Genomic DNA, 15,819 nt, shown 5'->3' on the forward strand with positions numbered 1-15,819 from the left:
CTAAATGCAAAAATGGCCGTTACAAGAAATTAATTATTCCTTGTAGCAACCATTTTTTTATTCTCATTAGGATTGTTCAATCCCAGCTTGCTTTAGTATCTTACTCTCAATACCATGTTCTAATTCCTTATCATGATGGATAGGAACTGGAACTGTTACATTAGTTTTTGGATTGTACATTTTCAAATGAGACCCCTTTTGGGATTTTTCTATAAACCCGTTCTGTCTTAATAACTTAACGATTTTTTGAGGTTTCATTGCCATTTTATTTCCTTAGATTTCCGCAAAACTACCTTCATAATATAAGTAGAATTGCATTATTTGTGTGAAATCTAACTATCACAGGCATTAATTGTAACACAATAAGTCATGTGCTATAAAAGCATTAGACTTATCTTGCCGGTTATTATAAATGACCATTAAGAGTAAAGCCTATCCTTTTTTATACCACTTTAATAAATTCATTAGTTGAAACACGATAGTACACAACACCATTGATAACTACGACTTTATCCACTTTATAAGCAGCATTAGCTGGAAGAAGTACTCCAGTTTGACTGCCACGTTCATCATAGACCGTTGTTGGTGCATCAGTTGTTATATCAGTATCGGAGTCTAAATATTCATATACTTTTTCGACCGGAACAAATTCATTTGTTGAAACACGATAATAGTTTTGACCATTTATAACGGCTATTCTATCTGTTTTCCACTCTGAACTTGGTTTCAAACTGCGACTTACAGGTGAACCAGTATAATCGATCAGATTACCGATCTCATTATTATATACCCTAACAAGAGTTGGACTTTGATAAAAATACAGATAAACATCACTTGCTCTAACGAATTCATTAGTTGAAACACGGTAATAAAGAATATCGTTTAAAGTATATTCTTCATCACTGCGCCAATCAGTATTTACACCTAATATTCTGTCAGCAATTAATTTGCCATCTTTATCATAAAGCTTAACTCTCTGTGTGGTAGTACCAACGGTTTGATTCTTCATTACTACCTTAGCAGTATCACCAGTATCTGGATAGTTAGGAACTAATGGATCAGTGTGATTTTTAACTTCATCACCATCATTTATTCCATCACCATCTGAATCTGGATTCAAAGGATCAGTTTCATATTTGATCAACTCATCGGCACTAGTCAATCCGTCTTTATCAGGATCAGATTGATAATGGATAATATTAGGTTCACCAGAATCATCGATAATTACAACAGTTGCAGCTCCATCATTATCCGGAAGGATCGTCTTCTTACTTGGATCAACAGTTTGTTGACCTAGTGTTTTGCCATCATTAGATTCAGTAACAGTCTTAGTACCGGTTTTCGGATCATTAACATAAACCGTTTCCTTATTACCGTCATCATTCCACTGCTTTGTTATTTTAACAACATTACCATCTTTATCTTTTTCGGTTATCGTAACGTTTCCGTCCTTATCAACATCCCTACCTAAGATTGTTAATTTACCAGGAATGACCGTAACATCATAATTCGGATCAGAACTAGATGCGGTGATATCGTACGTTCCAACAGTTGAAGAATCTGGTTCATCATAATTCAAATTCAAAGTTGAAATTAAATTGTCGTCGCCTATTTTAGGATTTTTAACTGTAGCTTTATTTTGAGGTTCATCGTCACCTTTATAAATATTTTGATTATCAATCAAAATAGTAACTGGACGTTTTTCTACATTTAATTTAGCTGGCGTTATCGTACCAAAATCATAGTTAGGGTTCTCAGACTTTAATCTAGCAATTGCTGTGTCGGTTAATCGAACTCTGTAATAATCTTCGCCAGCTTGTAAAGTAGTATTCACTACATTTCCGATAGGATCAATAACTTCAAAATCACTCTGTGCAAATGTTGTCTTACCAACACTAACTGTATCAACAAAATTAGGAGTTTCACCGTAAACTACAGTAACAGGTTGAATTGTCGAACTTGCACCAGCTTGTTTGATAGTAAACTTACCAGCATTAACTTTGACATCATAATTCTGACTGTTAATTGAACTACTGTTAATTGCATAGTCCCCCACACTTTCACCAACAACACGGGTTAAAGTAACACCTAATTTGTCAATCGTATCACCTGGAACAAGAACATTCTTTGAATCATCAGTTAAAACTAAATCCGGATCTTTATCACCATAAATTTTACTATTATCTGCTGCCGTAACAATTACAGATTTTTTAGCAATCGAAAATGTCCCAGAGTTAATCGTGAATGTATAGTTTTTGTTCAGCTTTGATTTTGTTGAATCCATATCAATGCTATATGTACCAACATTTTCTCCAGCTTCACGTTTTAGAACAATGCCCAATTGAGCCACTGTATCTCCATTGACCAAGCCATTAGCCGAATCGCTTGTTAATGTAAAGTTTGTAGGATCATCTGATCCATAGTATTTACTTGCGTTATCAGCCGTAACTATTATTGGACGTGCAACCACAGTAAGTTTGGCTGCTTTTGCTTCTGCAAAATTATAGTTAGGATTTGCTACATGCAGCTTATCCAGAGCACCTGACTTCAATCTAACACTGTAATCTGTACCAACTTGTAAATCGGAATCAACTATATTGTTGTCTGGATCGACGACTTCGTAGTCACTTTGTTCAAGTGAATTGGTAGTACCATTAATATTTATGAAACTGTCAAATTTTGGAGTATCGCCATAAGTAACTTCAGTAGGTGCAATAGTTATTTCTGCCCCTGCTGGATCGATAGTAAATATTCCGGTATCAACCGTGATTTGATAATTCTTATTCAAAATTGAAGATGGATCCAATTTAATCATATATGATCCGGCTTTTTCGCCATCATCACGAATCAATTTAATTCCTAATTTTGATAGATCGTCATTGTTTACCAAACCTGCTGCTGAATCGCTTGTTAAAGCTAATTCTGGATCAGTTTGTCCATATATTTTCCCATTATCAGCGGCTTTAACAGTAATTGGCAAAACATTAATGGTGAAAGTCCCAGGATTAACCTTGATATCATAATTCTTATTCACAGTTGATGACGTTGAATCAAGTCCAATTGAATATGTACCAACATTTTCTCCAGCTTCACGTTTTAGAACAACGCCCAATTGAGCTAATGTGTCATTATTTACCAATTCTTTTGCTGAATCACTTGTTAATGTAAAGTTTGGATCAGATTCACCATATTTTTTATCGGCATTTCCCGCTGTAACTACGATGGATCGTGGATCTACAGTGAGTTTAGCCCCTTCAGGTTCTGTAAAACTATAATTGGTATTTGTTTTGTTCAAGTTATCAATAACACCTGGTTTTAATTTAACCGTGTATTCTTCACCAACTTGTAAATTAGAACTTACAACATTGCCAGATTTGTCGACAATTTCAAAATCATTCTGCTCTAAAGTAGCACTACTAGTATCAATTTTATCAGTGAATGTTGGTGTATCACCATACGTCATTGAGATTGGATCAATAGTGATGGTTACTGGAGCTTTATTGATGGTAAATATACCAGGATCAACTGTTACATCATAATTTTGACTGTTAGTGGCACTTCCGTTAATTGCATAATCTCCAACATCTTCACCAGTTGCTCTCGTCAAAGTTACACCTAATTTGTCAATAGAATCTCCATTCATTAGTACACTGGAAGAATCCGGAGTTAATGCGAATTCAGTCGGATCATCTCCACCATAAACTTTGCTACTGTTTGCGGCCGTAACTTCAACTGGCTTTTTAGCAATAATGAAAGTTCCGGTTTCTATCTTAACAGTATAATTACTACTCAACTTAGAGGAAGCATCTTGATCAATAGTATATTTACCAGCATTTTCACCCGCAGCACGGACTAATTTCACGCCTATTCCGTTCAAAGTATCGCCATTAACTAAATCAGTCGTTGTTCCATTTATTGCTGGTTCACTAGTATCACCATAAGTCTTACCAATATTTTGAGGAGCCTTGACTGTTAATGGTCTCGGAGTGACCGTCAAGACACCAGTATTGAAAGCAGTAATATTATAATTATCGTTTTTTTTCAAATCAGCTTGTGCCTGGGCTGTATAGCGTATTGAGTAGTTACCACCTGCTTGTAGCTGTGAAGCTGTAACTACTTTATTTGCACTATTATCAAATATTTCAAAATCATTATCGCCATTAGAAATACTATCTAAATCACCACTAAGGGTTGGTGTATCACCATAAATAACAGTTTCGTTATTAGTATTGACCACAACATCTTTAGGTGTGATCGTCAAGACACCAGAAACATAAAGTCCAGCATTATCACTTGTACTCCAGCTCTTCAAATTGGCACGTCCAGAATCAGTTAGTTTAAAAATATATTGACCAGCATCCTTAGGCGTAACTGGTGTATCACTGGAACCTGAGGCCTCGAAAGTAAAGTATTGATAATTAGTAGGATCATTAAAGAACTCATCAGTTTGTGTATTTGAAACTGTACCAAAATCTTGACCAAAACTGACTGTGGGATGACCTATATCGGAAGTTCCATATGGAACTTGCCATGAACTAAAAGTTGCCAAACTATTTTGTGCATCTTGATTAGTAGTCTTTAAAGCACCTAAATCATCCTGGAAGCTGATCAGTAAGTTTTTAACTGCTTCCAAATCTGTATAACCTGTTTGACCGTCGTTAAAAATATCATTCGCAACGGTTGCGGTTTTGGCACTTTCAAAGGCAGTCTTAGCCTTACCATTTGTATCAGAAACTTTTGCATAAATATCAACAACGGATTGTAACAATTGATCTGCCGCAGTTTTTTGATCGGCAGTTAACCCGGATAGACCCACAAATGAATCATACATAGTTTGTGCTTGTTGTTTATAATTGTCAGCATTCGTTTGGTTAGTTGTAGCCTGTTGTTCCCAATAATCTAATGTCGCTGTGGTTGGCAATAGGATACTATCACTAGCTTGAGGTTTGGTTTCGTCTAATGAGTCAGTTGCATTAGCATTACCAACATCAGACCAATAATAATCATCACTATTAATTCCAGTTTTACCACCACTATTAATTGGATTACCTTTGGCATCTTGATAAGTCTGCTTGCTTAAATCATCAGAAATCGATTGTCCAGTTCCGACCGTGACGTTATCTATAACCGTCTGCCCATCGATTGTTTTACCAGTTCCCGTATAGTAATGTCCAATCGGCTGGGATGTATCAGTTGTCGTATTGGAATCTGTAGAAGTGGTCCCTTGATCGATCGGTAAAGTATCTTGTGCAATGGCACTACCATCGGTTGGTGCAGCCAATGTAACCTTCGTTGCCGTATATCCTGGAATTTGAACCAAAACCGGTTTACCCGCCACTGCGACAACTGTAACAGGCTGTAGTCCAGCAATAGGTTGATTAGTTTTAGAATCAACTGGGGTTACTTGAGCTGTAAAAGCTAGTCTAACTGGAACCGTCATACTCTGATTATCGGCATCAGTAACGGTATAACTGTAATATGCACTATCACCTATACTTGTATCTCCACCAATATAATGGACAGTCCCGTTGTTGTTAGCAACTACTTGATCGCCATCAATCAAATAAATATTACCCGCCGAATCAGCTGGGATAACAGCCACTAACGAAGGATCAACATGATCAATTGCCACGGCACGAGCTGCCGCCTCTTGAGTTGAAAAAATTGAAATTGTATCACCGATATTGGCAACGGCCTTTACATTAGTGTTATCCAACAAAGCACCAGAGTCCGCTGAATCAACTAAGTTAACAGTTAACGGAATAGTCTTAGGAGTATAACTGAAATTATCAATTTTGGCAGAATAATCATTACAATTACCACCAGTTGAAGCCGAAACAGATAGTGAATAACCTGTACTGATATCATTAATTTTACGGCTAAAAGTTTGTCCGCTTAAAACAACAGTTAGCATCTGCGTAGATGCATCGTAGTTCATCGTAAAATCATTTATCGGGCTAGAACTGCGTTTTAATCCAATCGAGGTTGCTGACTTATAATCCCCTGAACTAGTTTTCTGTAAGTTACCACTTGAATCAGTAGTTCTCCACCCGACATACGGCGTAGTAGGATCATAATAATTAGAATTCCCATATTCATCAAAAACAAATCCAAATGCATTACTCAAACCACCTAATCCTAATAATCCCCCTGAACCACCTTTAGTAGCTTCGGAAGGATCTCCAGGAGCAAAAATAAAGCCAACACTATCAGCACCACCAGAAGTTTTACTACCAATACCTAACGCTCCTGACATAGAGAAGTTATGACTAAAGTCAATTTCATGTTCAAAAGAAACATGGGCAGCTTGGTGTCCCTGCAAACTAGTTGCGGTGCCTGATGACGAATAATTATTATGATAATCGTTTGTAGTTAATGAAATAGATCCATCTGATCCAATAGGTTGAGTAACAATATTTTTGCTTGCATTATTATCTTTATCAGCACTATTTCTATTTTCCACACTGGCAGTAAAGTGTCCCGCAACTTGATCAGATGTTAATTCAACCTGCGATGTATCTGCTCCAACATCTACATTCTGATTTTGAGATAGCACTGGATATTTGGCATCACTAGTTGCATCTTGTGTCACATTGCTTTGTTGTGTACTTGGCTGTTGAGCGGTTGCCTGACTGACAGTGGTCTGTTGTGTACTAGCCTGTGTAGTTACTTGAGCAGTTGAACTGCTTTTCGTTGGCGTTGGTGACTCGGACGCACCGTTAGACATAGTTGTTTGATCCGTAATCGCTGCAGCATGAACATCAACATTACCGATACTTTCAGCAACTGCAAACGCAGAAAAGCTTATCAATAAACTGCCAAATATACGCGTCTTAATTTTCCATCCAGTATGTCCCTTATATAATATGAATCTCTTCTTAACATCACCATTGGTTACTTTTTGTCTCAAAGTTTAAATCCCCTTTTAAATCAGCTAAGATTGCTGACACTATATCTATTTTCCCTAAATTAACTTTGATATTTTGATAATTTCTTATATATGTATTCCCCATAGATCAACTCACCAATTTCTTGAATGATACAGATATAATCATGTTTTTATCATTCCCCAATCAGTTATAAATAAAAGGTTTGTTGTCCTTTTCATAAAAATATTTATGACAATTATAATATAGTTCAGAATTTGATAATATTCAACGAGATATATGTAATAATGAGATAATATTGAAATATTGTGGTTTAATTTTTGGCAAAGATTAGAACTGTCCCAACACTTTAAAATCTGACAAATGAAAAACCATCGATTCACAATGAAAAATGGTATAGAACAGTGATTATTATTCATATGCCTAAATATTATCAACATTTTAAGAATTATAAATAATTGTTTAAACAGAAAGGACATCTTCCCTTCTTGCCGTAAGATTCATCCTTAGCAAATTTTCATTTGAGATGATATAATAAAATAGTTAAATTATTGCAAAATAATTTATTTTAATTGTTCTTGATGGGGGGCAATTTAATGAAAACTAAATATAAATTAGGCTTATGGGAACTACTTTTTTTCATGAGTATCTTTGTTATTCTTACGACAAACACAAATAATGCTTCGGCTGCGTTAACGAGCAGCACAGATCTAGCTGTTTTAAAAGATGCCCCAAACGGAATTGCCGTTAGTTCTTATATGTCTAACTCCAACCCAGTATCTCCAACATCAGGGTTTCCATACACTACTAACTCAGCGCAGGTAGTTGATAAGACTGGTGCTAATTCATCAAATGGTAATATTGTTTCTCTAGCCAATGGTGCTAACACCAATGGCTCTATTTGGTCTACAAACCAAACATTTGATATAAATAAACCACAAACTATTTCTGCTTGGCTATACTTCGGGGCGGCTACTAATGATGCTTCTATTAATAGTGAGGGTATTGCCTTCGTTCTTCAAAATGATAGTAGGGGTATCGCCTCACTTGGCGCTGGATACGATGGTATGGGCGTTTATGGTTACGACAGATCTGCTATGAATGTATTTAACAGTATAGCCGAGGACACATCCTATCTTCAAAAAACAGCTATCCAAAATAGTGTCGCACTCGGATTTGATGCCGAGAAAAATAATCTTTTTAACGCATCTAATGTTCCTATTAAAGTAAATACTACCCTCCTACCAATAACTACAAATTACTCGCAAAATGGTTTCGATACTCAATTGGGTTCCGTTCCTCCATCTTCTTTGGAAATACCAGGGAAGACAATGTATGGTAGCGTTGGAAATTACGGTAATATTGCCGTAACCTATCCTGCATATGAGGGCACATACTTTCAAATTGATATTTCGGGCACGGCTGCCGCAAGTAATTATCCAGGATTCGATAAGGGAACTGTGATGGTCCATTCAACCTCTAAGTCTGCCGATTTAGTAGATGATATTGACCCCATAACGGGTAAATCAGTTTTTTGGCATCACGTAACTATTAATTGGACCCCTGCTCCGAGCGGATCTGATAACGGGACCCTTTCTTATGTTTACAACGACATTAGTAAAGACGGACTAGAAAATAGTAGTAAGTATCAAACAACTGCTGATATTCCCGTTGATACTACTAAATTGAATACGACATCAGGTAAGGTTCGTTGGGGATTTACTGGTTCCAACGGTACTAACAAAAGTGTTGCTACTAAATTGGTGGCTTTAGATTCAATTCCAGAATCACCTACTACGGATGCCAGTGCTTCAATAACAGATAAGACTTTAAACAAAAAAATCACGGATTCTGCCACTGATAAAAATGTTGCCAACGGCGATGCACTTTCACTCGATTATAATCTTAGTTACATTCGAGGTGATGAGGATTGGAAATCAGTTGCCGCTAAAATAAAAATTCCTAGCAACGTAACTTTAGCACCTGATGCAAATGGAGATATTGCTACTATCAAATATGCCGATGGAAAAACGCAGATCATTACCCAGGCCGATATAGATGCCGATGGTAATCTTCAAGCTACTTTAGCTTATGATTTGCATAGCGCAGATAGCTCAGCTACTATTTCCATCTCAGTGGTAGCTAATAACGATACAACTAGTGATATCAACGTAAAACAGGCTGCCGCTTCATTTACTGGTACCAATAGTATTGCTATGACTAGTTCCCCTGCCTTTACTATTACAGGAAAAAAGGATTACAGTTTAGTTCTTGGTACTGATTCCAGTACCAATTATGATCTGCTTTACAAGAACGATGATTCTAATTTCAATCCAGACCTTAATTTAGGTTACAGTAGCAGCGCCCCCAGTGGTGTTGAAGGTTCTGATATTGTCTTTAAAATTGAAGTTGGCGATCATACTTATATGGCCGCTCAAGATATAGACATTGAAAGTGGTTCGACGGCCTCCACAAATATCGATATTAAACAGGTAATCGAAGGTATGGGTGATAGTTTCTGGGATATCTTCCCACTAGACTCTACTCAACCTGTAAAAGTCACTGCTATTGATAGAACAAACGGACTGGTATCTAATACACTTACCTACAATGTTACGGTGAAACCAAATAAAGCCTTATCCCTAAATGTTTCCGATAGTTTAGCCTTTCAGAATATCCATTTTGGTAACAAATCGGATTATCTTAAGCGAAAATCTACTTTTGATCTAAGTGTTACTAGCTTACGTGAGCCATGGAGCCTATCAGTAACAACAAATGGACTATATAATAGTAGTAACAGTCTCAATAACAATATGAATTTAGTCTATAAAAAAGATACAGCATCAGATTACATGACAATAGGAACTACTCCAGTCGAAGTTGAAACAAATGATAATTCATATGACACATCCACAACCAATAATATTTCAGGTAACTGGACCTCCGATACAGGATTACTTTTAAAACAGTCAGGAATAAGCCCTGTTGGCACATATACTGGTACCCTAACTTGGACTGTATCCGACGCTATACCTAATAATTAAGCAAAAAAATAGATCCGCACCAATATTTTAATTGGTGACGGATCTTTTTTTATTCAAATTTTTGATTCATTAGTAATAACTTTAATAAATTCTTCAAACGGGCGATTTATAAAATGATCTTTTCGGTAAATAAAGTTCAATTGAATCGTATAAAATTCCTTAGGAAGTTCATATGTATACAATAAATGTCTTTCGACAAATGAATCTGCAATTTTCTTAGGAACGACACTCACACCTAAGCCTGCGCAGACACTTGCCATAATGGCATCCAAATAATTGAATTCAATAGGATGATGAATTGATATTCCTTGTGATTTTAACCATAATTCAGTGACTTCACGATAAATACAGCCGGTCGTAAATACTAGAAAAGAAGCTGTTTTTAAATTAGGGACTTCTGAACCGGCAGAAACTAAACACAACTCTTCTTTAGCTAAGGGAATCGAATTAAGATCACTAGTGTCAATATTTTCTCCGATTACAGCTCCATCAGCCTCATAATCAAGAACACGATCGATATTGTTCATCGGATTCCCTGTTTCAATAGCTAGACGGACTTTAGGAAATTTACGGTAATATTTGGTTAGTATCGGAGGTAAGAATGTCTCTGAAGCAGACTGCAGTGTTCCTATTCTTAAATTACCTTCAATTACTTTGGGATGTTTAAGTTGATTGATCGTATCTTCAGTCAAATCAACAATACTGATAGCACGCTTATAAAATTTTTTTCCGGCATCAGTCAGAATAACACCACGATTAGTACGATAAAAAATAGTAGTATTTAATTCCTGCTCCAATTGATGAACTCTAGCCGAAATATTCGACTGAGCATAACCTAATTGTTGAGCAGCGCCTGAAATACTTCCCGTTTGAACTATGGAAATGATCATTTTAAATGTGTCTATATTCATAGTAAACCTCTTGATATCGTTATTTTATATATCTACATTCTTATTCTCGTAGTTTATTATATATCAGGCTGACCATATACTGTACTTGTAAGTTAATAGAGAGCCTAATTCAGGAGGAAATATTATGACAACAAAAATTGGTATTAACGGATTTGGACGTATTGGAAGATTAGCATTCAGAAGAATCGCCACTTTGCAAGATCAAGGTAAAACGGATCTTGAAGTAGTTGCTATCAATGATCTAACATCCCCACATATGTTGGCTCATTTGTTAAAATATGACACTGGTCATGGCAATTTCAAAATTGATTCAATCACAAATGAAGACAATGCAATAATTGTAGACGGCAAAAAAATTCCTATCTATGCCGAAAAAAACGCTCAAGATTTAAAATGGGTCAAGAATGATAGCGTCGATATTGTTCTTGAGTGTACAGGCTTTTACACATCAACTGAAAAAGCTCAAGCTCACCTTGATGCAGGAGCCAAAAGAGTTTTGATCTCCGCTCCTTCAGGAAAAATGCCAACAATAGTTTACGGAGTTAACGAAGATACTTTGACAAACGATGTACACATTGCATCAGTGGGTTCATGTACAACTAACTGTATCGCCCTTCTTGCCAATGCTGTTAATAAAGAATTTGGTATCAATGCCGGTTCAATGACAACGGTTCATGCTTATACGGCAACCCAAATGTTGCAAGATGGACCAGAACGTAATGGCAATGTTCGTGCAGCACGTGCAGCAGCACAAAATATTATTCCTCATTCAACCGGTGCCGCAAAGGCTTTAGGTCTAGTAATTCCTGAACTAAACGGTAAAATGGATGGTCATGCACAACGTGTTCCGGTGATCTCAGGTTCTGTAACAGAATTAGTCGCAACTTTGAATAAGGAAGTAACAGTCGATGAAGTAAATACCGCGATCAAAAAATACACTGAAAACAGTAAGTCATTTGGATATAATGCAGATGAGATAGTTTCATCAGATGTTATCGGAACTTCATTCGGTTCGATCTTTGACCCAACACAAACGCAAATCGTTGGATCAGGTGCTGGTCAAGTTGTAAAAACAGTTGCCTGGTATGATAATGAATCAGGTTTCACAGCTCAAATGATTCGCTCTCTTGAAAAATATGCATCCCTAGATTAATCCTCTACTAGCTTAACCTTTTATAAAATTGGTTAAGCTTTTTTTAATTAGAATAGCCTTGACCTAGACTAAACTCTAAGTGACATACTATTAATAGTTAATAAATAAAGGAGTACTAAATTATGCAATATCGTAAATTTGGTAAAACTGGTTTTAATATTAGTGAAGTTTCTCTTGGAACTTGGCAACTAGGTGGTAAATGGGGAGCTCCCTTTAATGAAAAAGATGCTGATGATACACTGGCTGAAGCATATGATAAAGGCGTAAATTTCTTTGATACCGCTGATGGTTATCAAAACGGTGCTAGTGAGCGTGCAGTAGGCAAATTTGTGAAGTTCCATCCCGATGTGCACTTCACAACTAAAATCGGTCGTAAAGAAGAACCTCTGTCAGCCGAACATTTTAGCCCTAAAAATTTGGATCGTTATGTAGATGAATCACTTCAAAACATGGGACTTGATTCATTAGACATGGTGCTATTGCACTGTCCTCCAACTAATGTTTTGTACCAACCCGAAACATTTTTCGAACTTGATCGCTTGCAAAAAGACGGTAAAATCCGTAATTATGGTGTCAGTGTAGAAAAAGTTGAGGAAGGTATTAAAGCTCTCGATTATAATATTGCTGGAATCGAAATCATTTTCAATATGTTCCGCTTACGTCCGGCTAAATTGTTCTTCGAATTAGCCAAGAAACAAGATGTCGGTATCCTAGCACGAGTACCTTTAGCTAGTGGTATTCTTAGTGGTAAATATACTGCCAATACAAAATTTGCTCCAGAAGATCATCGTAATAATAATCGAAATGGTCAACACTTCGATAAAGGAGAAACGTTCTCCGGTGTAGATTATTTGACTGGTGTTAAAGCCGCCGATGAATTAAAGAAACGTTTAGGTACAGATCAATTGGCCGCTACTGCATTACGTTATATCTTAATGTATGATGCCGTTTCAGCCGTTATTCCAGGTGCCAGCAATCCAACCCAAATTGAACGCAATACATCTGCCGCAGATCTTGCTCCACTTACAAAAGATCAAATGGCAATAGTTCAAGATGTTTATAATGAGTATATTAAGAACCCAGTTGAGTATTTGTGGTAATTTAAAAATTAAAGACATAACCTCGATATTACGAGGTTATGTCTTTTTGATTTATATCGAAAAAAAAGGCCCCACAACGTGAGGTCTTAATTTCTATCTACCATTCATAATCAGTAGGATCGATCAATCCATTTCCAGTAGCTTTATCCAACATAATTCTCTGTTCAAAGTGAGCAACGTTACGTTTTGTTTCTTTAACCATATCTGGATTAACTGAAACATAATCAATACCACTTTGAATCAAGAAGTTTGTAAAGTCAGGGAATTCTGAAGGTGCTTGTCCACAAATTGAAACTGTCTTACCATCTTTATGTGCTGCTTTGATCAAATGACGAATGGCACGTTTAACAGCTAAGTTACGTTCGTCAAATAGTCCGGCTACTGTGTCATTATTACGATCACAGCCGAGTAATAACATCGTTAAATCGTTAGATCCAATGGAATATCCATCAATAAATTCATTAAATTTATCAGCCAAAATAATATTTGAAGGAATTTCAGCCATCATATAGACCTTAAAGTCAGCATTTCTGACTAAGCCTTGATTATTCATAATTTCAGTAATCTTTTGTGCTTCTTCAACTTTACGAACGAATGGAATCATAATGTTAAGATTCTTTAAGCCAAATTCATTTCTAACTTTCTTAACTGCTTCCAATTCTAGTTTGAAGGCATTGATATATTTAGGATCATAGTAACGTGAAGCCCCACGCCAACCTAATAAGTCAGCTGGTTCTTGTGGTTCATATTTATCTCCACCTTTAAGATTACGATATTCACTGGACTTAAAGTCAGATAAACGCAATACGACTGGTCTTGGTGCCATAGCACGGGCAACTTTAGAAATTCCATCAGCCAGCATATCGACAACTTTTTCTGGATGTCCTTGTTCGATCAAATATAGGGGATGTTCATGAATATATGATGTCCAAATAAACTCTTCACGCATCAAACCAATTCCGTCAGCTGGAAGTGATGAATATTTGTCGGCCAAATCAGGATCACCTAAGTTCATCATTACTCCGGTTGCGGTTGGAGCAAATGTCTCTGCGGCAACTACTTGACCAGCCTGATTATCTGAGTCAGTTTTCTTTAATAGACTTTCTACTTTGCCTTGATAAACGACTCCGTTTTTAGCATCAACTGTAACGACATCCCCGTTATGGAGCGCATCCGTTGCAGCAAGTTGTTTACTTTCAGTACCAACGATACATGGGATCTGCATTTCACGAGATACGATTGCAGCGTGACATGTCATACCACCATTATTAGTAATAATAGCAGCGGCTTTCTTCATAGCTGGTACCCAATCAGGTGATGTCATCAAAGTAACTAAAACTTCACCCTTCTTGAATTGATCAATGTCTTTTGGATCGTCGATCACATGCACGACCCCACTAGCCAGGCCGGGACTTGCTGGCAATCCACGAACAACAACTTTAGCATCTGCTTGAGCAACCACGTTATCATCTCCAGTATCAGTATCATGGTTCTTCTTACTTTGTGACCAAACTGTTTCTGGACGAGCTTGCACGATCCAAAGACGATTCGTGTTGGTATCCAGAGCATATTCCATGTCCATATAACAACCATAATGATCTTCGATCTGTTGTGCATATCCGGCTAATTCAATCACTTGTTCATCAGTCAGAACTTGTTTATCCTGTAATTCTTCTGGAACTGGTTTTTCAACAGTCCCTCCATCAGCGACTCTCATCAACTGAATAGTTTGTTTAACGACATTTTTTTCAACAATTTTTTTAGATTTCTTATCAATAACAAAATGATTTGGAGTTACTTTACCTAATACAATATATTCACCTAAACCACGAATCCCATCGATAGTGATTTTAGAATCATCACCATTTGAAACATCGACTGAGAACATGATTCCTGATGCTTTTGAAAAGACCATCATTTGAACAGCTGCTGATAAAGCCACTTTTTCGTATGGAAATTGTTGCTTATGGCGATAATAAGTAGCACGATCGGTGAATAGTGATGAATAACAAGCCTGAACACGATTAACTACATCGTCTTCACCTTTAATATTGAGATAAGATTCCTGTTGACCGGCAAATGAAGCATCCGGAAGATCTTCCGCTGTGGCAGAAGAGCGAATTGCCACAAATGGATCATCTTGCCCCATTTTCTTAGAAAGATCTGCATAGGCTTTTTTAATATCGTCCGCCAAATCAGCTGGCATCTTGGCTCCAACGATCAAATCACGAATCTGCTTGCAGGTTGTACGAAGTTCGTCTGAGTCCTCGTAATCTTTCATACCCTTAAGCAGTCCGTTAACTTTATCGTTTAAACCCGTTTCTTGCATAAAATATCGGTACGCACTAGCAGTAGTTGCAAAGCCGTAAGGCACTGGCACATCCATGGAAGAGGTCATCTCCCCCAATGAAGAAGATTTACCCCCAACCAAGTTAACATCTTCTCGATGTAATTCGTTGAACCATAAAACATTTGCTGTATCGCGACTATTCATGAAATTACCTCCTTTTATGTTTAAAAAAGTAAATTAGATAAATTGTGAAAGCGCTCACAATTACAACTTAATTGTAAAACATCAATGTGCAAAGTGCAAAAGAGTTTAGCGGATAAAAATGACTTAGTGTATAAAAAAAACCTCACAATCGGTACTGAGTATATAATTTGATACAGATAAATAAGAGCACTTCTGAGAAAATAAATCTTGGAGGTGCTTTTGCTTTGACT

The 15,819-nt window shown here is 36.8% G+C and carries 7 protein-coding genes; 3 read left to right on the top strand and 4 right to left on the bottom strand.

The annotated features are described in order from the left end of the window. Positions 1 to 66: 66 nt before the first annotated feature. The gene (locus tag EKM64_RS02425; protein WP_125675217.1) at positions 67 to 264 is read right to left on the bottom strand and encodes a type II toxin-antitoxin system HicA family toxin; all 198 of its coding nucleotides are present in this window, start codon (positions 262 to 264) and stop codon (positions 67 to 69) included. Positions 265 to 442: 178 nt separating this feature from the next. After that, on the bottom strand, positions 443 to 6,910 hold the full coding sequence (locus EKM64_RS02430; RefSeq protein ID WP_125675219.1) for an MBG domain-containing protein: 6,468 nt from the start codon (positions 6,908 to 6,910) through the stop codon (positions 443 to 445). Between the two features lie 573 nt (positions 6,911 to 7,483). Between EKM64_RS02430 and EKM64_RS02435 the strand changes: the two genes are divergently transcribed. Then, positions 7,484 to 9,931: an L-type lectin family protein gene (locus EKM64_RS02435; protein WP_125675221.1), complete on the top strand. Its 2,448-nt coding sequence runs from the start codon at positions 7,484 to 7,486 to the stop codon at positions 9,929 to 9,931. Positions 9,932 to 9,984: 53 nt separating this feature from the next. On the opposite strand, the gene EKM64_RS02440 is transcribed toward EKM64_RS02435, so the two are convergent. Further along, the gene (locus EKM64_RS02440) at positions 9,985 to 10,842 is read right to left on the bottom strand and encodes a LysR family transcriptional regulator (protein ID WP_125675223.1); all 858 of its coding nucleotides are present in this window, start codon (positions 10,840 to 10,842) and stop codon (positions 9,985 to 9,987) included. Between the two features lie 124 nt (positions 10,843 to 10,966). Here EKM64_RS02440 and gap point away from each other — a divergent pair, with 124 nt between their 5' ends. Further along, entirely contained in the window at positions 10,967 to 11,995 is a 1,029-nt protein-coding gene (gene gap, locus EKM64_RS02445) for a type I glyceraldehyde-3-phosphate dehydrogenase (protein ID WP_125675226.1), read from the top strand. Positions 11,996 to 12,117: 122 nt separating this feature from the next. Further along, positions 12,118 to 13,095: an aldo/keto reductase gene (locus EKM64_RS02450; RefSeq protein ID WP_191988511.1), complete on the top strand. Its 978-nt coding sequence runs from the start codon at positions 12,118 to 12,120 to the stop codon at positions 13,093 to 13,095. A 97-nt stretch (positions 13,096 to 13,192) separates the two neighbouring features. Here EKM64_RS02450 and ppsA read toward each other — a convergent pair whose 3' ends face one another. Further along, the gene (ppsA, locus tag EKM64_RS02455; protein ID WP_125675230.1) at positions 13,193 to 15,589 is read right to left on the bottom strand and encodes a phosphoenolpyruvate synthase; all 2,397 of its coding nucleotides are present in this window, start codon (positions 15,587 to 15,589) and stop codon (positions 13,193 to 13,195) included. Between the last annotated feature and the right edge of the window lie 230 nt (positions 15,590 to 15,819).

This window comes from Companilactobacillus keshanensis (assembly GCF_003946205.1).
Classification (GTDB): Bacteria; Bacillota; Bacilli; order Lactobacillales; family Lactobacillaceae; genus Companilactobacillus; species Companilactobacillus keshanensis.

What these genes read in the sequence shown, in the direction of transcription:
- EKM64_RS02440 (WP_125675223.1), bottom strand. Translation starts at nt 10,842, where the DNA reads ATGAATATAGACACATTTAAAATGATCATTTCCATAGTTCAAACGGGA.
- ppsA (WP_125675230.1), bottom strand. Translation starts at nt 15,589, where the DNA reads ATGAATAGTCGCGATACAGCAAATGTTTTATGGTTCAACGAATTACAT.
- EKM64_RS02425 (WP_125675217.1), bottom strand. Translation starts at nt 264, where the DNA reads ATGGCAATGAAACCTCAAAAAATCGTTAAGTTATTAAGACAGAACGGG.
- gap (WP_125675226.1), top strand. Translation starts at nt 10,967, where the DNA reads ATGACAACAAAAATTGGTATTAACGGATTTGGACGTATTGGAAGATTA.
- EKM64_RS02435 (WP_125675221.1), top strand. Translation starts at nt 7,484, where the DNA reads ATGAAAACTAAATATAAATTAGGCTTATGGGAACTACTTTTTTTCATG.
- EKM64_RS02450 (WP_191988511.1), top strand. Translation starts at nt 12,118, where the DNA reads ATGCAATATCGTAAATTTGGTAAAACTGGTTTTAATATTAGTGAAGTT.